The sequence below is a fragment of the Streptomyces sp. NPDC004542 genome, assembly GCF_040610035.1.
GTDB lineage: Bacteria > Actinomycetota > Actinomycetes > Streptomycetales > Streptomycetaceae > Streptomyces.
The window spans coordinates 108,183-127,400 of record NZ_JBEXLP010000011.1 but is presented as its reverse complement, the minus strand read 5'-3'; the positions used below and the strand labels follow the sequence as shown (position 1 = coordinate 127,400).

General features: G+C 73.0%; 12 protein-coding genes. 3 read left to right on the top strand and 9 right to left on the bottom strand.

The window, feature by feature from the left end:
• Positions 1-36: 36 nt before the first annotated feature.
• The 5 genes from ABZX30_RS09755 to ABZX30_RS09735 are packed head-to-tail and all read right to left on the bottom strand — an operon-like array spanning position 37 to position 7,875.
• Complete coding sequence (locus tag ABZX30_RS09755; protein WP_355931038.1) at positions 37-642, bottom strand: ATP/GTP-binding protein; 606 nt, start codon at positions 640-642, stop codon at positions 37-39.
• The gene (locus ABZX30_RS09750) at positions 623-4,261 is read right to left on the bottom strand and encodes a hydantoinase B/oxoprolinase family protein (protein WP_355931035.1); all 3,639 of its coding nucleotides are present in this window, start codon (positions 4,259-4,261) and stop codon (positions 623-625) included. The genes ABZX30_RS09755 and ABZX30_RS09750 overlap by 20 nt, the downstream gene beginning before the upstream one ends.
• Before the next feature lie 24 nt (positions 4,262-4,285).
• Positions 4,286-4,681, bottom strand: coding sequence for a DUF742 domain-containing protein (locus ABZX30_RS09745; protein ID WP_355931033.1), 396 nt, complete (start codon positions 4,679-4,681; stop codon positions 4,286-4,288).
• A gap of 9 nt (positions 4,682-4,690) precedes the next feature.
• Entirely contained in the window at positions 4,691-5,125 is a 435-nt protein-coding gene (locus ABZX30_RS09740) for a roadblock/LC7 domain-containing protein (RefSeq protein ID WP_355931030.1), read from the bottom strand.
• The gene (locus ABZX30_RS09735) at positions 5,122-7,875 is read right to left on the bottom strand and encodes a nitrate- and nitrite sensing domain-containing protein (protein ID WP_355931028.1); all 2,754 of its coding nucleotides are present in this window, start codon (positions 7,873-7,875) and stop codon (positions 5,122-5,124) included. The genes ABZX30_RS09740 and ABZX30_RS09735 overlap by 4 nt, the downstream gene beginning before the upstream one ends.
• 415 nt (positions 7,876-8,290) lie before the next feature.
• Between ABZX30_RS09735 and ABZX30_RS09730 the strand changes: the two genes are divergently transcribed.
• A complete protein-coding gene (locus tag ABZX30_RS09730) occupies positions 8,291-8,845 on the top strand; it encodes a hypothetical protein (protein WP_355931061.1) in 555 nt (184 codons plus the stop codon).
• A 43-nt stretch (positions 8,846-8,888) separates the two neighbouring features.
• Here the strand turns inward: ABZX30_RS09730 and ABZX30_RS09725 are convergent, their stop codons facing one another.
• The 4 genes from ABZX30_RS09725 to ABZX30_RS09710 all read right to left on the bottom strand — a co-directional run bounded on the left by ABZX30_RS09725 (position 8,889) and on the right by ABZX30_RS09710 (position 16,900).
• The gene (locus ABZX30_RS09725) at positions 8,889-13,562 is read right to left on the bottom strand and encodes a hypothetical protein (RefSeq protein ID WP_355931025.1); all 4,674 of its coding nucleotides are present in this window, start codon (positions 13,560-13,562) and stop codon (positions 8,889-8,891) included.
• 56 nt (positions 13,563-13,618) lie between these two features.
• Positions 13,619-14,497 carry a hypothetical protein gene (locus tag ABZX30_RS09720; RefSeq protein ID WP_355931023.1) on the bottom strand — a complete coding sequence of 293 codons (879 nt, stop codon included), beginning with the start codon at positions 14,495-14,497 and terminating at the stop codon, positions 13,619-13,621.
• A gap of 31 nt (positions 14,498-14,528) precedes the next feature.
• Positions 14,529-16,055 (bottom strand): hypothetical protein, encoded by a 1,527-nt coding sequence (locus ABZX30_RS09715; protein ID WP_355931021.1) that lies wholly within the window; start codon positions 16,053-16,055, stop codon positions 14,529-14,531.
• An 80-nt stretch (positions 16,056-16,135) separates the two neighbouring features.
• Positions 16,136-16,900 (bottom strand): GntR family transcriptional regulator, encoded by a 765-nt coding sequence (locus ABZX30_RS09710; protein WP_355931019.1) that lies wholly within the window; start codon positions 16,898-16,900, stop codon positions 16,136-16,138.
• 127 nt (positions 16,901-17,027) lie between these two features.
• Here ABZX30_RS09710 and ABZX30_RS09705 point away from each other — a divergent pair, with 127 nt between their 5' ends.
• Together ABZX30_RS09705 and ABZX30_RS09700 are read left to right on the top strand one after the other, a co-directional pair.
• Positions 17,028-18,347, top strand: a complete 1,320-nt coding sequence (locus ABZX30_RS09705; protein ID WP_355931017.1) for an MFS transporter — start codon at positions 17,028-17,030, stop codon at positions 18,345-18,347.
• A complete protein-coding gene (locus tag ABZX30_RS09700) occupies positions 18,344-19,174 on the top strand; it encodes a putative hydro-lyase (protein ID WP_355931014.1) in 831 nt (276 codons plus the stop codon). Before ABZX30_RS09705 ends, ABZX30_RS09700 begins: the two co-directional genes overlap by 4 nt.
• Positions 19,175-19,218: the final 44 nt, after the last annotated feature.

Sequence of the window (19,218 nt, the reverse complement as noted above, 5' to 3'; positions counted from 1 at the left end):
AGCCGATGCCGGTCGGCGTGCCGGGAGAACGGGGCGTCACATGGTGACGGCCTCGCGGCGGCCGGCCGCGTACGCCATCGCGTGCTGGACGACCCCTACGAGCACCTCCTTGACCGACTCCCGGTCGCGGGCGTCGCACAGCACGACCGGTACGTCCTCGTCGAGGTCGAGGGCCTGGCGCACGGTCTCGGCCGGGTAACGAGTGGCTCCTTCGAAGCAGTTGATGCCGACGAGGAAGGGAATCGAACGTCGTTCGAAGTAGTCGACCGCGGCGAAGCAGTCCTCGAGGCGGCGGGTGTCCGCCAGGACCACGGCACCGAGCGCGCCCTCGGAGAGCTCGTCCCACATGAACCAGAACCGCTCCTGCCCGGGCGTGCCGAACAGGTACAGCACCAGATCCTCGCGCAGCGTGATGCGGCCGAAGTCCATGGCCACCGTGGTGGTGCGCTTGCCCTCCACACCGCTGATGTCGTCGACCGGGCGCCCCGCCTCGGTGAGCAGTTCCTCGGTGCGCAGCGGCCTGATCTCGCTCACCGCGCCGACGAGGGTCGTCTTGCCCACGCCGAAGCCGCCGGCCACAAGGATCTTGAGCGTAACGGGCTCGACCGGAGGCTTGCCGCGCTCAGAACGCCCGAAGGTCATCGATTTCTTCTCCTGCTTGGTGGTGGTCGGGTGACGGCGGGCCGTAGCCTCCGCCACCAGGGGTTTCGATGACGAGTACGTCGCCGGGGCCGACGTCCGCGCAGTCGCTTCCGCCGAGCGCGGTCACCGTACCGTCGGCCCGTTCCACCCGGTTGGCGCCCAGGGCACCGGGGCAGCCGCCCGCCATGCCGTACGGCGGGACCCGGCGGTGCTGGGACAGGGTGGAGACCGTCATGGCCTCGCAGAACCGAATGCGGCGTACCGCGCCGTCGCCGCCGCGCCCGCGACCGGCGCCGCCGCTCCCCCGCCGCACCGAGAACTCCTCGAGCAGCACGGGCATTCGCCACTCCAGGACTTCCGGATCGGTCAGGCGCGAGTTGGTCATGTGGGTCTGCACGACACTCGCCCCGGAGAAGCCGTCGCCGGCACCGGAGCCGGAGGCGACGGTTTCGTAGTACTGGTGGCGGTCGTTGCCGAAGGTCACGTTGTTCATTGTCCCGGACCCTTCGGCCTGCACGCCCAGCGCCGCGTACAGGGCGCCGGTGATGGCCTGGGAGGTCTCGACGTTGCCCGCGACGACGGCGGCCGGCGGTTCGGGGGCGAGCATCGAGCCGGGCGGCACGATGATGTCCAGGGGGCGCAGACAGCCGTCGTTGAGCGGGATGTCGTCGGCGACCAGGGTGCGGAAGACGTAGAGCACGGCCGCGTTGACCACGGAGAACGGGGCGTTGAAGTTGGTGGCGAGCTGGGCGGACGTCCCGGTGAAGTCGATGGTGGCGCGGCGGTTGTCGCGGTCCACGCGGACCCGGACCCGGATGACCGCGCCCGAGTCCGTCTCGTAGGCGTACTCGCCGTCGTCGAGGGCGTCGATGACGCGGCGGACGGCTTCCTCGGCGTTGTCCTGGACGTGCCGCATGTAGGCCTGGACGACGTCGAGCCCGAACTCCTCGATCATGTGGCCGACCTCGTCGACGCCCTTCTGATTGGCGGCGATCTGGGCGCGCAGGTCGGCGAGGTTGGTCCGTGGGTTGCGGGAGGGGTGGGGCGCCTCGGTGAGCAGGCGCAGGGTCTGCTCCTCACGGAGCCGGCCGTCCTCGGCGAGCAGCCAGTTGTCGAAGAGGACACCCTCCTCCTCGATGGTGCGGCTGTCGGCGGGCATGGACCCCGGTGCGATGCCGCCGATCTCCGCGTGGTGGCCGCGTGAGGCGACGTAGAAGAGGATCTTGCGGTCACCGTCCGTGCCCGCCGTGCCGTTCGCGTCGAAGACGGGGGTGATCACGGTGACGTCGGGCAGGTGGGTGCCGCCGTGGTAAGGGTCGTTGACGGCGTACGTGTCGCCGGGCCGCATGGTCTCGCCGCGACGCCGGATGACCTCCTTGACGCTGGTGCCCATGGATCCCAGGTGAACGGGGATGTGGGGGGCGTTGGCCACCAGATTGCCGTCCGGGTCGAACAGGGCGCAGGAGAAGTCCAGACGCTCCTTGATGTTGACGGACTGGGCCGTCGATTCCAGCCGGGCGCCCATCTGCTCGGCGATCGACATGAAGAGGTTGTTGAAGACCTCGAGGAGGACCGGGTCGGCTTTCGTGTCGAGATCGGAACTCTGCGTGACGGCCGTGCGTTCCACGACCAGATGTCCGTCATGGGTCGCCGTGGCCCGCCAGCCGTCGTCGACGACGGTCGTCGCGCCTGCCTCGGTGATGATCGCGGGGCCGGTGACGGTGTCGCCGGGGGGAAGGCCCTCGCGGCGGTGGAGGGGTGCTTCGCGCCAGGCGCCGCCGGTGTGCAGGCGGACGGTCTCGGGGGCGGTGGCACGGCCCTCGTAGGGGGCGAGTGCGGAGAGGTCGGGGGGTTCGGTGATGCCGGTGGCTTCCACGGAGAGGGCTTCGACGACGACCGGACGGTCGAGGGTGAAGGAGTACGTGGCGCGATGACGTTCCTCGAAGGCCTGCCTCATGGTGTCGGGCTCGGTCAGCTCGACGGTGAGGGTGGCGTCCGTGCCGTCGTAGCGCAGCTGGGCGCGGCGGGTGACCCGGATGCGGTCGGCCGGGATGTCCTCGGCGAGGAGTTCGCCGCGGGCCGCTGCCTCCAGTTCGTCGGCCGTCTCGAGCACTCGGGGCATGGAGGCGGCCTCCAGGAGCGCCTCGACGGACTGCTCCCGCATAGCGGTGGTGTCGGCCAGGCCGATGCCCAGCGCCGAGAGGACGCCCGCCATGGGCGGCACGAGCACGGTGCGGATGCCGAGCGAGCCGGCGACCATGCACGCGTGCTGGCCGCCCGCTCCGCCGAAGGTGGTGAGGGCGTAGCGGGTGACGTCGTGCCCCTTCTGCACGGAGATCCGTTTCACGGCGTTGGCGATGTTGGCCACGGCGATCTGCAGGTAGCCTTCGGCGACCTGCTCCGGGGTGCGGTCGTCGCCGGTCCGCTCGCGGATCTCGCGCGCGAGGGCGGTGAAGCGGTCACGCACGAGTTCCGCGTCGAGGGGCTGGTTCCCGCCGGGGCCGAAGACCTGCGGGAAGTGCGCGGGCTGGATACGGCCGAGCATGACGTTGGCGTCGGTGACGGTGAGGGGGCCGCCGCCGCGGTAGCAGGCGGGTCCCGGGTTCGCGCCCGCCGAGTCCGGTCCCACGCGGTAGCGGGAGCCGTCGAAGTGCAGGACCGAGCCGCCCCCGGCGGCGACGGTGTGGATGTCCAGCATGGGGGCGCGCAGCCGGACGCCCGCGATCTGTGTGATGAAGACGCGTTCGTATTCGCCGGCGAAGTGGGAGACGTCGGTGGAGGTGCCGCCCATGTCGAATCCGATGACTCGGTCGAAACCGGCCAGCTGGGACATGCGGGCCATGCCGACGATGCCGCCGGCGGGTCCGGAGAGGATGGCGTCCTTGCCGCGGAACTGCCCGGCCTCGGCGAGCCCGCCGTTGGACTGCATGAACATCAGCGGTACGCCCTCGAGTTCTCCGGCGACGTGCTGGACGTAGCGGCGCAGCACGGGCGAGAGGTAGGCGTCGACGACGGCGGTGTCCCCGCGCGGGACGAGTTTCATCAGCGGGCTGACCTCGCTGGACAGCGAGATCTGCGGGAAGCCGGCGCGGGCGGCCAGCTCGCCGACGGCCCGTTCGTGGGCGGGGTGGAGGTGGCTGTGCATGAAGACGACGGCGACGGCGCGGATCCCGTCGTCGTACGCCTCCCGGAGCGGGCCCGCGAGCGTCTGCGGGTCGGGTGCGCTCAGGACGGTGCCGTCGGCCATGACGCGCTCGTCGACCTCGACGACCCGTTCGTACAGCAGCTCCGGCAGTTCGATGCGGCGGGCGAAGATGTGGGGGCGGTTCTGGTAGGCGATGCGCAGGGCGTCACCGAAGCCCCGGGTGACGAGCAGGAGGGTGCGTGCGCCCTCGCGTTCCAGGAGTGCGTTGGTGGCGACCGTCGTGCCCATACGGACCGCCTCGACGCGCTCCTCGGAGCCGCCGAGGAGTGTGCGCACACCGGCGACGGCCGCGTCGGCGTACCGGGCGGGATTGTCGGACAGCAGTTTGTCCGTGAGCAGCCGGCCGTCCGGGCGCCGCGCGACGACGTCGGTGAAGGTGCCGCCTCGGTCGACCCAGAACTGCCAGCCAGTCACGTCACTACCCCGCTTCCGCGCCGCTCACAGCGCCCGGAGTCCGTTGATCACATCGCGCAGAATACTCTCGTCCACCAGCTCGGCCGGGGGTACCGGACGGTTGACGTGGACGAGTTCCTCGTGCACGAGGTCACCGATGAGGACGCGCACCACCCCGATGGGCAGGTCGAGCTCGGCGGCGAGTTCGGCGACGGACTGCGGGGCCTCCCGGCAGAGTTCGACGATGTCCACGTGCTCCGGGGACAGCATCTGGTCCGCTTCCGGGTCGTCCACGTGGGGTTCCGTGACGACGACCGCGATCAGGTCGAGGCGGTGCTGGGCCGCACTCGTGGTGCGGCCGCGCGTCATGGCGTAGGGGCGGACGACCGGTCCGGCCTCGTCGTCGAACCAGTGGCTTCTTCCCTGACCGTCTGGGCTCATGCCATCCCACTACCCGTCGGCGGGCAGATCGGTGCGCGGGGCGGTGCCCAGATGTACACCGACCCGCTTGACGAGGAGCGTCATCTCGTAGGCGACCTGGCCGACGTCGGAGTCGGCGTCCGAGAGGACGGCGAGGCAGCTGCCGTCGCCCGCGGCCGTGACGAACAGGAAGGCGTCGTCGAGTTCCACGACCGTCTGCCGGACGTTGCCCGCCTCGAAGTGACGGCCGACGCCCTTGGCGAGACTGTGGAAGCCGGAGGCCACGGCGGCCAGGTGCTCGCTGTCCTCTCTGGTGAGGTCCTTGGACACCCCCGTGGCAAGGCCGTCGCCGGAGAGCACGACGGCCTTGCGGATGCTGGCCACCCGGTCGACCAGTTCGTCGAGGAGCCAGTTCAGCTCCCCGTTGTTCGTCGCGCTGTGGCCGGTCGCCTTCGGTGCGGTCATGGACCGTCCCCCTTAGTCGTTCCTTGTGCTGTGCCGTTCCGGGCCCCGTCGCCCGCGGCGTTCTCCTCCCGGCCGCGCTGCCAGCCGCGCTGGAGCGAGGCCATCCGGCTGCGGACCTCGTCGGCGTCGCGCTCGACGGGCTCCTCCGCCCGGCGCTGGGACCGCCGTTGGGGTTGCTGCCGCAGCTGTGGAGCGAGGCTGGCCTGCCGGACGCGCCTCGGCAGTGCTCCGGTGCCGGTGTTCTGGGGCGTGCCTTCGGCGGAAGCGCCGGACTCGCCGGTGCCGCTCGCGGGGTGGCTGATCCGCCGGGGCAGCGCCCCGCCCTCCGCCGGCTCGACCCGGCGCCGAGTGGGCAGCGGGGCCGGGCTCGCGTCCGGTTCCGGCCCGCGTCGGCCGGCGTCCGCGGGGGAGGTGCCGTCCGCCTCGCCGCGCCGGGACCGCTGTTCGGTGACAGGTCGTCCGTGCGAGCTGACCAGCTTGGGCGTACGGCGCCGGGGCAGCGGCACCGGAGCGTCCGGGCGGTCGTCGGCACCGGGCGGGTTTCCCGCGCCGGAGGTCTGCTGATGGAGCTCGTCCAGCCGGGCCGGGGCCTGCTCGTCCACGTCGGCGAGAGAACGGCGGGGCCGGAACAGGCCGCCCCGTTCGCTCGCCTCGTCGGACAGGGCCCCCGGGAAGCCGTCGAAGGCGTCCAGGTCGACGGGGGACTCGAGCTCGACCGGCCCGTCCAGGAGGCCCGCCGGCAGGCCGGGGAGCTGCGTGGTCGCCTGCGTGAGGGCCGACGCGCGGCTCTCCTGACGGGCGGCCGCCTTCGTGGGCCGCTCCCGGTCGAGGCGGAAGCCGATGCCGTTGGTGTCCGGGACGTCGTCCGTGAGCAGGACGTCGGGGATGAAGACGACGGCGGTGGTGCCTCCGTAGGGCGAGGGCTGCAACGAGACGCGGACGTTCTGGCGCTGCGCGAGCCGGCTGACCACGAACAGGCCGAGCCGGTCGGTGTCGGAGAGCTCGAACTCGGGTGTCTCGGCGAGCCGCAGGTTGGCTTCCAGCAGGGCTTCGGCCGCCATGCCGAGGCCCCGGTCGTGGATCTCCAGCGTGAAGCCGTTGGCGACCCGCTCGCCGAGGACCTGCACGGCCGTGTGGGGCGGGGAGAAGACCGTGGCGTTCTCCAGCAGCTCGGCCACCAGGTGGGTGAGGTCGGCGACGGCCGGGCCGGTGACCGCGACGCGCGGCAGTCGGCGGACCTCGATGCGTTCGTAGTCCTCGACCTCGGCGACGGCGGCACGGACGATGTCCATGAGCTGCACGGGCTTGCGCCACTGCCGCGAGGGAGCGGCGCCGGAGAGGATCACCAGGCCCTCGGCGTGCCGGCGCATGCGGGTGGTGAGGTGATCGAGACGGAAGAGGTCGGCGAGTTCGTCGGTGTCCTCGGTCCTGCGCTCCATCGTGTCGAGGAGCGTGAGCTGCTTGTGCAGCAGCACCTGGCTGCGCCGGGCAAGGTTCACGAAGACCTCGGAGATGCCTGCGCGCAGTTCGGCCTGCTTGACGGCGGCCTCGACGGCGGCGCGCTGCAGGGTGTTGAGCGCCTGGCCGACCTCGCCGATCTCGTTCTTGTCGTATTCCAGACGCGGGACCTCGGTCTCCACGTCGACGTGCTCGCCCGCGGACAGCCGGCGCATCACACTGGGCAGCCGGACGCCGGACGCCTCGTGCGCCTCGAGGCGCAGTTGCCGCAGATCGCGGATGAGGCCGCGGCCGACGCGCACGGACAGGACGACGGAGAGCAGTACGGCGACCAGCCCGAGGACGCCGGCGACGGCCGCCTGGACGATCACTCCCACGGCCACCGGGCGGACGCGGTCCTGGTAGCGGTCGCCGACCTGGTCGTCGAGGGTGCGGAGCCCGTCGAGCACGTTGTCCGCGGCGGTGTCCCACATCTTGGCGGAGACGCCCCGGGGCGTTCCCGAGCGGATGGCGGTGATGTCCTGTTCGGCCGTGCGCAGCCGGGCCGTGGAGGCGTTCTTCCAGAAGCGGTCGTAGCGTTCGCGTTCCGACGCCGGCAGCAGCGGCAGGCTGATGTCGTACAGGAGGCCGCGCTGGGCCAGGAGGTCGGAGACCTCCCGGGTCTCGTCGGCGGAGAGCCTGCCGACCACCAGAGCAGAGCCGACCAGGGCGTCCTCACGGGCCAGCAGCTCGCGGGCGCGGGTGACGTTGACGAGGGCGCGGGCCTGCTTGTCCGATTCCACGTCGTCGATGCCGTCCAGGGAGGCCAGCAGGGTGTAGCAGGGATCGACGAGGCGGTTGTACTGGTCCAGGGCGTGGACGCGGTCGGCCGTGCCCTCCTCGACGCTGCGGCGCAGGGAGCCGATACCGCCCAGGGCGTCCAGGGCCGCGGTGAGGTGCTCGCCGTCGTCGGCGTCCATGCCGTCGACGGTGTCGGAGCTCGTGGCGTTGCCACGGAGCTTGCGGACGGTCTCGTCGGTCGCGGCCCGGGTACGGCGCAGGGCGGTGAGCGCGTCGGAGGCACGGGGGTCGGCGAGGTAGACGAGGGTCTGGCGGCGTTCCTGCTGGAGGGCTCGGACGGTGTCCTCGGTGGGGTAACCGATCTTCTCCACGACGTCCGTGACGTGGAACAGCTGGGCCACCTCGCGGCCCGTGAGCACGGTGGCGAAGCCCCAGATCACGGTCAGGGACACCAGCGGCACGAGAAGCAGCGCCACGATCTTCCGGCGGATGGACTTCCCGCGAAAGCGCATGGCCTCCCCCACCTTGACCCCCAGCCGGGGGTACACATGTACGTCAACAAACGGCGCGAGCCTACTACCGACTGACCGTTAACTCGAAGACGCATCCGGAAGGTGAACTTCCGCACCGGGTCGAGTCATGGCGAGTTGTCCGGGCATTGCGGGAGATTGCCCCCGTGATCAATGTGAGGAGGGGGAGTGGACCGGGATCGGCCCGTCGGACCGGTTGGCCGGAATTCTTCGGTCGTCGGGAATCTTCCTGACGCTTCGTTCGTCCTTCGTACGGGAGATGAGTGCGGAATCGGCCTCAGCAGCCGCATCCCGCGACCGGGCGGCGTAAAGCAGCGCAAGCCGGGCAGCCACTGGGGAGTCGGTGTCTTCGGACGCCGAAGAGAGCGGTGTGCCGGCGGTGGGGAGTGACACGGTGATGGGCACGGCGGAGCGGAGCAAGGCCCCCGGGGATGCCGGGGCGCCGCGTGCAAAGGGGTTGAGCAGCCCCCGGACGCCCGGTCGCGGCATTGGGTCGCACGGGGGTGGCAGGAAGCCGGTCGCGGGCCGTGCGGAGTCGGCCCGGGCCCAGGAGCGGCCCGCCTACCGGCCGTTGTGGGTCGAGGAGCCGGCGCGGCGGCGGCGGCTGCCGGATCCGGTGCGGACGGCGGCCGTAAGGGCGGTGCTCCTCATCGCCGTGACGCTCATTCAGGCCATGGTGGCCTTTCTGTGCACCATGGCCGGGGCGTGGCTGGCGTTCCCCATGGTGATCAGCAGCGTGGTGAGCACGGTCGTGGCGACCTGGGGGGCGGTCGACATCTGGGTGACCCGCCAGGTGTGGCACCAGCGCCACGGCGTGGTCTCCGTACCGAGCAGCACGGCCCGTTCGCTGCGCCGTGAACGGCGGGCCGCCCGGCGGGAGGAGCGGGCCGCCGAGCGCGAGCGGGAGCGGATACGCCGGCGGGGCGGCGCCGGGCAGCTGTCGCACTCCTGAAGCGCGAGGCGCTGCCCGGACAGCCGGAAGCGGAACCGCGCGGTCACGCCGGCCGTTTGAACATCCGGGTGGCCGTGATCTCGCTGTGCCCCACCTCCCCCGCCTGGGGCTGCTGGGGCAGGCCCGGGCGCAGGTGCTCCTCCACGCTGATGTACTTCAGGCCGGCCCTGAGGTCGGCGTCGTTGCGGAGCCGGATGACCAGCGGGAACTCGGCGAGCGCGGTCGTGTCGAACAGGCCGGTGGTGTAGAGGAGCTGGACGCCGAGCGCGTCGGACACGGCGCGCTGGAGTTCCAGCAGGTACGTGGCGTTGGCGCGGCCGATCGGGTTGTCGAGGAACAGCGTCCCCGCGTGACGGTGCTTGTCCCGTCCCCGGTCGTTCGAGCGCAGCGCCGCCATCGTGCAGTACAGGGCGATCGCCGCGGTGAGCAGCTGGCCGCCGGAGAACACGTCGCCCATCTGTCCGACGGGAACCCGCTCGGCGCGCAGCACGGCGTCGGGCTTGAGGATCTCGACGGCGACGCCCTTGGGCTGGAGCGCCGCGGCGACTCCGCGCAGCAGCAGGGACATGCCGTCGCGGCGCAGGTCGGAGTTCTTCCTCACCGCGGCCCGGGTCGCCTCGTCGATGACCTCCCCGAGCCGCTCGGTGAGCGTGGCCTGGTCGGGTTCCTCGAAGCGGATGCGCAGGAACTCCTGCCCGGACCACTCGCCGAGTCCCTCCGGCAGGCGGGACAGGCGCTGGGCGGAGCGGAGGGTGGCGAGGGCCGACTCCACGAGCCCGCGCAGCCGGTCCACGATCGAGTCGCGGTTGCGTTCCAGCTGCTCCAACTCGTCGGTGAGGACGCGCAGCCGGGGCGCGAAGGCGTCCGCCCACTTCTGGGCGTGCTCGGGCAGCGCGGCGGCGGGCAGTTCGCGGATCTGCTGCCGGGCGGGGGTGCGGACCTGCTCGTAGCGGGTGGAGTTGGCGTGCCGGACCAGCACGTCGCCGGCCTCGCGCACGGCGGCCTCGGCGGCTGACAGGTCGGCGGCGCAGCCGCGCAGCGAGCGGCGGGCCTCGGCGCCGGCCTGCCGGGCGTCCTCCAGGCCGCCGGGGTAGGGCTCCGGCTCCTCCTGCTCCTCGTCGGTCGCCTGTTCGCGCAGCAGGTCGCGGAGCATGGCGGCGACCTCGTCGAAACCGCCGGCCGCGTCCTCGGCGGCCCGGTGCGCCTCGAGCAGTTCGGCGTGCGCCTCGCGGGCCTGGGTCAACGCCTCCGCGCGGGAGGCGAGTTCGGCGGTCGCCGTGCGCAGCAGGGCCTGGGCGTGCTCGGCGTCGCGGGGGACGAGTTCCTCGGGCAGCCCGGTGTGCGCCTCGCCGTCCTCGGGGGCGTGCCGCTCGGCCTCGCCGCGCAGCCGGCCGAGCTGCTCGCTGGCGTTGGACGTACGGGTCTCCAGGAGCTGCACCAGCTCCTCCGCGCGGGCGGCGGCGGCCTGCCGGGAGGGGCCGTCGGCTCCGTCGGGCGACTGGAGCAGGTGTTCCGCGCGCGTGCGGACCTTGTTGCTGAGGCGGTCCAGTTCGGCTCGGGCCGCGCTCTCGTCGCTCTCCGCGCGGGCCTGCTCGGCGCGCAGGTCGGCGCCGACGCCGACCTTCTCGTACACCTGGGAGGCGGCCCGGTAGGCCTCGCGCAGCGCGGGCAGCGAGGCCTTGGGCGCGTCTGCCTCGGTGTCCGGTACGTCGTCGGGGGCGCCCGCGATCTCGGAGCGCTCGGCGCGCAGCGCGCGGGCGGTGCGGCGGGCGTCGTCGGCGGCCCGCTGAGCGGCGCGGCGGTCCTCGTCGGCGGCGCGGGCACGCTCCAGGCAGGCCTGGGCGCGGGCTTCCGACTCGGCCGCCTCGTCGGCGAGTTCCCGCAGCTTGACCTGCCAGCCCGCGCGCTCGCGCAGCCGGAAGGCGAGCCCGGCGAGGGCGTCGGCGGCGCGCCGGGCCCGCTGCGCGGCCTCCTGCCGCTCCTCGCGGACCTGCGCTGCTTCGGCGGCGACCTCGTCGGCCTCCGCGCGCACGGTCCGGACCTCGGCGAGCTCGGCCTCGGACTCCTCGGCGAACGCGCGCGCCTCCTGGGCGGTCCGGGCCAGCTCGGTGAGGCGCCCGGCAGGGCAGCCGGTGCGCCAGGAGGCGAGCCGTGCGGCCAGCTCCCGGTCCTTGCCGAGCCGGGCGGCGAGTGCCCGGATCTCCTCGTCCCGCTCGGTCGCCCGCGCGCGCAGCGCCCGGCGCTCCTCGTCGGCGGCGTGCTCGTCGTGCATGGCCGGGTTCGGCGGGACGAGGAACACCTGGGCGGCGCCCCCCGCGGTGGCGTCCCCGGCCGGGGTGGGGGCGAGCAGCGCGGCGGCGGTGCCCACGGCCACGGCGGACCGGGGCAGCAGGGCGGCGTCGCCGAGCACTTCGCGGGCCCGGGCGTGGGTGTCCGGGTCGGTGATGATCACACCGTCGACCAGCTCCGGGCGGGCGGCGAGCACCCGCGCGTGGTCGGCGGGGTCGACCGCCTGGGCGAGGTAGCGCCATCCGGGCAGCGCGGGGATGCCGTGCTCGCCCAGGTACTCGACGGTGGCCAGGACGTCGGGGCCGGGCGGCAGGAGCCCGCCGTCGCCCAGCGCGCCGAGGATGCGGGAGTCGTCCGCGGCGGCGGTGCGCAGCTCGAAGAGGTGGCGTTCGGCGGTGGCGACGGAGTCGTCGAGGAGCTCGCGCAACTCGTCGGCGAAGCGGTCGAGTTCCTCGGGGGTGAGAGCGCTCGGTGCGTCAGGCGAGCCGAGGGGGCGGGGCGGACTGCCGTCCGGCCTGGTGGGGCGCGCCGGGCGGGTGTCGCTGCCGTGCCGGGGCTGGGGGATGCCGGGCCGTACGTCCTCGCCGGTCAGGCTCAGCAGCTCCGCGAGCCGTCGCTCCGCCGCCAGCGACTCGGCGAGTCGGCGCTCGGCCTCGTACGACCGCTCGGCGGCCGTCGCCGCGTCCGCCGCGCGGGCCGCCGTCAGCTCCGCCCGCGACTCGGCGGAGGCCGCCTCACGCGCGTGTTCGGTGGCCTTGCGGGAGGCTTCGCGGGCCGCGTCCCAGGCGGCGACGGCGGTCTTCTCGGCGTCGCTGGCGGCGAGGGCCGCGCGCGCGGGGTCGGCGTCGGGTGCGCTGTCGTCGAGCCAGCCCGCGCGGACCGCCTCGGCGGTCTCCTGCTCGACCTCGCTGAGCCGCTGGCGCAGGTGTCCGGCCTCGCTGCGGGCACGCTGGGCCTCGGTGGCGGCGGTGGTCGAGTCCCGGTACGCGGAGTCGTTGACCTGCTGGAGCTCGGCCGAGCGCTCCTCCTCCTCGTTGGCGAGGTGCTCGGCCCTCTCGGCGGCGCCGTGCAGGGCCCGTACGAGATCGACGGCGGCCTTGGCGCGGGCGGCGAGGGCGGGGGCCGCGTCCCGTTCGGCCTCCTGGATGGCGGCGGCGACGCGGGCGACGCGGTCGGCGGCGGCACGGTGGCGCAGCACGGCCTCGGCGGCCTGCCAGGCGGAGTGCAGGGTGCGCGCGTCGGCGAGTTCGCGCTTCTGCGCGGCGGCGGACTTCTCCGCCGCCGCGAGCGCCAACGAGGCGTGCCGGTAGGCGAGTTCCGCGGCGATCAGCGCGCTGCGCTCCCGGGCGCCCTCGGAGTGCGTGACGGCGTGCGCGGTGGCCGTGACCCGCTGGGCGAGATCGGCGGCGCGCGCCCGCTCCCGCACCCCGCGCGCGGACAGCCGCCGGGCCAGGGTGCGGGTGCGGCGTTCGGCGCCGGCGTGGATGTCGCGCGCGCGTGAGCGTGCTTCGGCGGCCTCGACGATCCTGCCGAGCAGGTCGACGGACCCGGCGGTGAAGTCCCGTTCGGCGATCAGTTCGGCGCGCCGGCCCAGTTTGTTGCCGAAGCCGCTGACCAGGTCGGCCAGTCCGTCGGTGTCGCGGGTGTCGGTGACGGCACGCAGCAGCAGGTCGGTGAAGTCGGAGTCCTTCTTCACCGCGAAGAGGCCGGCCGCCTCGCCCTCGTCGGCGTTCATCTCCCGCTGGTAGCGGAAGAGTTCGGGGTCGAGACCGAGCTCGCCGAGGTGCTCGATCCAGCGGTCGTGGATCTCCTCCCAGTGCACCTCCAGGTGCGGGTAGGCCTTGCCCGCCTCGGTGAGGGCGTCCCGGAAGCCCTTCATGGTGCGGCGGCGGCCCCGCGCGCCCGACTGGCCCTCCACGGGCGGCCGTACGGCGGTGGACTCGGCGACGGGCAGGTTGTCGAGGCTCAGCCCGGGGCCCGGCCGGAAGGAGTACCAGGCCTCGGCGAACTTGCGCGGGTCGTTGGACACCTGGCGGCCGCGCCACTCGCTGACCTTGCCGACCACGACGCACTCACCGGTCAGCACGTGCTGCCACTCCAGGGCCACGTGCCCGCAGTCGTCGGCGAGCAGGAACTTGCGCAGCACGCCGGAGCTGGCGCCGCCGAGGGTGTTGCGGTGACCCGGCAGCATCACGGAGAAGATCAGCTTGAGCAGGACGGACTTGCCGCCGCCGTTCTCCAGGAAGAGCACGCCGGCGGGCGCGGGCCGGCGGGGCGGGCCGACCGGCTCCTCCTCGAAGAACTCCGCCTGGGTGGGCGCGGGTTCGGGCACCGGCTCGCCCACGCCTCGCAGGTCAAGCACGGTGTCGGCGTAGCGCGCACCGGCGGGCCCGATGGAGTAGAGGCGGACCCGGGACAGCTCGTACATGGCGGACTCTCGTCAGTCTTCTTACAGATGAGGGGGCAGGCGGGTTGCGGACGGGTTCAGGAGTGGAACGGCAGCCCGGCGTCGGCCACCAGGTCCAGGTCGTCGGTGTCCTCGGCGGGCAGCAGGGCGGCCGTGCCGTCGGTGATCGGGACGACGCCCAGTTCGAGGAGTTCGGTCATGGCCGCGCCGCCCGCCAGGTCGCGTACCTGGAGCTGGTAACGGGCGGTCGTGCGGTAGGTGCCGCCGTGGTCGTCGCCCGTGCGCTGGAGGAATCCGGAGTCGGTGAGGAATCCGACGGCCTTGGCCACGATGCCCGTGGTCGAGGCGGCGGGCCTGCGGGCGTCCTTGGTGGCGCCGGTCGCGCTGCGTCTGGCCCAGATCCGCCAGGCGGCCTCCAGTCCGGGCGCGTCGGTGGCCGGGTCGGTGTTCTCGCCCTGCTCCTCGGCGCGCTCCTCAAGGCGCCGGCACGCCTGCCGCACGAAGGCGTCGACGCCGTTGACGGTGACGCGTCCGATGTAGCCGTCGTCGGCCAGGTCCTCCGGGCGCGGGAAGGCCAGTGCCGCGACGGCGAGGTGGGCCAGCCCGTGCAGGAACCGGTCCCCGGAGTCGGCGGACGTGCGACGCGCGTAGTCGCCCATGCGGACGGCGAACACCGAGTCCTCGGCGGCCGTCACGGCCATCCCCGCACGCGGGGAGACCTCGAGCACCACGAGTCCGAGTCCGGCGGCGACGGCGTCCGCGAGCCGCGCGAACGCCGGGTCCTCGCGGTAGCGGCGCAGCAGTTCGGTGTACTCCTGGTCGCGGGCGGGCTGGAGCTTGGGCTGCAGCCCGAAGGCGACGAGCCGGGCCGCGTCGGCGGCGTCGGCGGGGGTGACGGCGGAGCCCGCCGGCACGGCGGCCGGCTCGGGTTCACTCCGGTCGACGTGCTCGGTCACGGCTTGGGCTCCTTGTCGCTCGCTCGGTCACTCATGCTGCTTCCGTCCGGTCCGCGGCCATCCCCGCCGCGTCCAGCAGGGCGGTGCCGACGATGAGATCGGCCCCGCCGAACTCGGGATCGTCCAGCTCGGTCCCGTCGTCCACGGCGAACAGCAGCTTCTCCTCGCCCTGCCGGTAGGCGGTCCCCACCGGCGGGCTGGCCGCGTGCACCGCCAGCAGCGCCACCAGATAGGGCAGGTCGGGGTCCTGCCGCCGGGCTTCGGCCAGCAGCCCGGACAGCCGTCGGGGGGCGTCCGCCGGAAGGTCCAGCAGCTCCGTCGCCGCGGCCAGCTGCTCCTCGCTGAACCGGCTGTCGTCCGGCGTGGCGATCAGGTCGGGTTCGGGCATCTCGGCGCCCAGGTGTTCGCGCTCCACCGGCGGGGTGAGCAGTATGCCGACGAGATCGGCGACCCGGACCGACACCGGTGTGCGCAGCCCCGTCCCGTGCGCGAAGAAGGCGTCCGTGACCCGGATCGCCTGTTCCACGGGAAGCGGGAGGACGGGCGCGAGGAGGTGCCCGTAGAGGTCGGTGCCCGAGGTGGTCAGGGGGGTGGCGAAGGCCTGCCGGTCCTGCTCGGCACGGAAGAGGGGGCCGGCCTCCAGCAGCCGCGACTGGAGTTGGGTGTGCCGCCGGATGCAGTCCTTGACGATGTCGACGAGTTCGGCGGCGCGCCGCTTGTGCTCGGGGTCCTCGGTCTCGTCACGTGCCTTGCGGATGTTGGTGAGGATCGCGTTCTCGTGGCGGTACCGGTCGGCCACGTGGTCCAGGGCCTCGGTGATCATGTCGGGCACGGTTTTGAGCCAGTCCACGGCGCGGACGTTGCGCCGGGTCGCCTCCAGGGCACGGCGCAGGGTCTCCGAGTACTGCACGGTACGGTACCGGGCCTGCTCGGCGGCGAGCTGGGCGTCGGCGAGGCGGCCGCGGTTGATGAGCACCTCGAGCTTGACCTCGGCGGCGATCTGGGCGCTGGTGACATCGGTGTCGAGGGCGCCGACGAGGACGTTGACGGCTTCGTCGGTCGTCCGGAGGTAGACCGTGCCGCCGGGGCCGGGGACCTCCTCGATCAGCTTGAAGTCGTAGTCACGGCGCACGTACGTGCCGTCCGGCGCGAACGTGCCGTACACCGCGCGGAAACCGCGGTCGACGCTGCCGACGTTGATGAGGTTCTCCAGGACCCAGCGGGCGACTCGCTCGTGCTCGGCGACGGGCCGCCGCGGGGCCTGGGCGGCGATGCGCGGGATGAGCCGGGCCACGACCTGCTCGTGGTCGGCGCCCGTGTCGAAGTCCATGTTCAGCGTGACGAGGTCGATGGCCGCGAGAGCCACCTCGGCCATGCCGTACACCGAGTACTCCCCCGCCAGGCTGGCCTTGCGCGCGTCGAGGTCGTGCAGCGGTGCGGTGCAGGCGAGCGCCCGCAGCCGCCGCGCCAGCCCCTCGTCCGCGGCCGGGCCCGGCGCCGGGCGCGGCCCCGCGTTGAACTGGGGCGGAGCGCTGTCCGTCGATGCAGGCGAAGTCACGGTGCACAGACTAGGTCCTCGGTCTGACAACGACCCAAACGACGCAGAAGCGACGGCCGTCACACAGGCGCGAGGCGGCGTCAGGAGGCGGAGCCGGTCGCTGTCCCGCCCGTCCCGCCGGCCCCCGCCGTCTGTCCGTCCCGCCCGTCCCGCCCGTCCTGGCCGACCCGGCGCCGGTAGACCTCCACGATCCGCTCCAGCGAGTCGGCGAAGTACGTGTGGAGCAGCTTCTCCGCCTCCCCGCGGTCCCCGGCCTGCAGCGCCTGGAGGATCTGGCGGTTACGGGCGAGGTAGGGCTCGTGCAGCGCCCGCGGATCGTCGACGACGTGGAAGGCCAGGCGCAGTTCGGCGAAGACGCTGCGCATCAGCTCGTCGGTGCGTTCGCTGCCGGCCAGGGCGACGAGTTCCCGGTGGAAGTGGAAGTTGGCCGTCCCCAGTCCTTTCCAGTCATCTGCGACGGCCGCCTGCTGTCCCTCGGTGATCGCCGCGGCCAGTGCGTCCAGCGCGTAGGGCGGCTCGCCCAGCCCCCGGACGACGGCGCACTCGACGAGGGCGCGGATGCGGTAGATGTCCTCGACGTCCTCGACCGTCAGGACCCGGACGAACACGCCCCGGTTGAGCTCGTGGACGAGTAGGCGCTCGTGGGTGAGCAGCCGGAACGCCTCGCGCAGCGTGTTGCGGGAGACGCCGAGCGCCCCGCCGATGCTGTCCTCCGACAGCCGGGTGCCGGGTGGGAAGTAGCCCTCGGCGATGCGGCCTCTGAGGATGTCCGAGACCCGCTCGGCGGTGCTGGTGCGCCCCAGGAGCGCGCGGTCGTCGGCCAGTCCCGTCAGCTGCTCTGCCATGCCCGGAATTCAACCGCAGACACAAGGACGAGACAACACGGGTATTGAAGGATCGTTGAACGATCCTCTACGGTGCTCGGCACGGCTCGCTTCTCCGCACTCTCCGTCCTCCCTCTGCGAGGTGCCCATGAGCACGACCCCTCCGCCACGGTCCGCGACTCCCGGCGTGCAGTCGGCGCAAGGTGAACACACCTCCGCCAACGGCCCGTTGGGCTGGCTGCACGCGCTCGGACCACGTGGTCGCCGCGCCTTCACCGGCGCTTTCGGCGGATACGCCCTGGATTCCTACGACTACTTCACACTGCCGCTGAGCATGGTGGCGCTGGCGGCGTACTTCGGCCTCGACAGCGGCCAGACCGGTCTGTTCACCACCGTCACGCTGGTGGTCTCCGCCATCGGCGGTGCCGTGGCGGGCGTGGTGGCGGACCGGGTCGGCCGGGTCCGGGCCCTGATGATCACGGTGATCACCTACGCGGTGTTCACCGTGGCCTGCGGGTTCGCGCCCACCTACGAGACGCTGCTGGTCTTCCGGGCTCTCCAGGGCCTCGGCTTCGGTGGTGAGTGGGCGGTCGGCGCGATCCTGGTCGCCGAGTACGCGAGCGCCCGGCACCGGGGGCGCACGCTGGGCGCGGTCCAGAGCTCGTGGGCCGTCGGCTGGGCGCTGGCGGCGATCGTCTACACGCTGGTGTTCTCCTTCGCGGACGACGACCTGGCCTGGCGCGTGATGTTCTGGACCGGCGCGCTGCCCGCGCTGCTCGTGGTGTGGCTGCGCCGCCGCGTGCACGACGCCCCGCGGGCGAGCGCCGCCCGCGAACAGAGCCCGCAGCGCGGTTCCTTCGCGGCCATCTTCCGGCCCGGCACCGCCGATGCTCCGGGACTGCTGCGCACGACGGTCTTCGCGGGCCTGCTGTCCACGGGCGTGCAGGGCGGCTACTACACGCTCGCGACCTGGGTGCCGACATACCTGAAGAGCGAGCGTGGCCTTTCGGTCGTGGGCACCGGCGGCTACCTGACGTTCCTGATCTCCGGAGCCTTCCTCGGCTACCTGACCGGCGGCTACCTCACCGACCGGCTCGGCCGGCGCCGCAACATCTGGCTCTTCGCCCTGCTGTCGGCCGTCTGCATCCTGGCGTACGCGAACATCCCCAGCGGCGCCAACACCCTGCTGCTGGTGCTCGGATTCCCGCTCGGCTTCTGCATGTCGGCCATCTTCAGCGGCTTCGGCTCCTACCTGAGCGAGCTGTACCCGACGGCGGTGCGCGGCACCGGACAGGGCTTCACCTACAACACCGGCCGCGCGGTGGGCGCGGTCTTCCCGACCCTGGTGGGCTTCCTGGCCGACAGTTGGGGCGTGGGCGGCGCACTGGTCTTCGGCGCGGTCGGGTACGGCATCGCGGCGCTGGCCCTGCTGGGACTGCCGGAGACGCTCGGATCGGAGCTGCAGTGACCACGGCGAACCGCACCGGGGACCGTCCCCTGACCCTCGTCCAGGAGCACGCGCACGCGTGGAGCCCGAAGTCCGCGCGGGAGCGCTTCCGGGAAGGCCTGGCGGGCCCCACGGCCGGGGTCGCGGCCGGGCACACCCAGGCCAACCTGATCTCGGTGCCCGCCGACTGGGCCTACGAGATGCTGCTGTTCTGCCAGCGCAACCCCAAGCCCTGCCCGGTGCTCGACGTCACGGACGCCGGTTCGTGCACCACCGTCCTCGCCGAGGGCGCGGACCTGCGCACCGACCTGCCGCGCTACCGGGTGTGGGTGGACGGCGAACTGGCGGACGAACCGACGGACGTGCGCGCCCACTGGCGGGACGACCTGGTCTCGTTCCTGATCGGGTGCAGCTTCACCTTCGAGTGGGCGCTGGCGGGGGCCGGCGTGCCGATCCGCCACGTCGAGCAGGGCCGCAACGTGCCGATGTACGTCACCGGCCGCCAGTGCCGTCCGGCGGGACGGCTGCGCGGTCCGATGGTGGTGTCCATGCGCCCAGTGCCGCCGGAGCACCTGACGGCCGCGATCCGGGAGAGCAGCCTGCTCCCGGCCGTGCACGGCAGCCCCGTGCACTGCGGCGACCCGGCGGCGCTCGGCATCGACGACCTCGGCCGGCCCGACTTCGGCGATCCGGTGACCGCCGAGCCCGACGACATCCCGGTGTTCTGGGCCTGCGGGGTGACCCCGCAGGCCGCCGTGATGGCCTCGCGCCCGCCGTTCGCCATCACGCACGCGCCGGGCCAGATGTTCCTCACCGACGCCCGGGACGAGCAGTACCGCGTGCTCTGACCGCAACGCACGCAGCCGCACGCAAGCATGCGAAGCATCAAAAA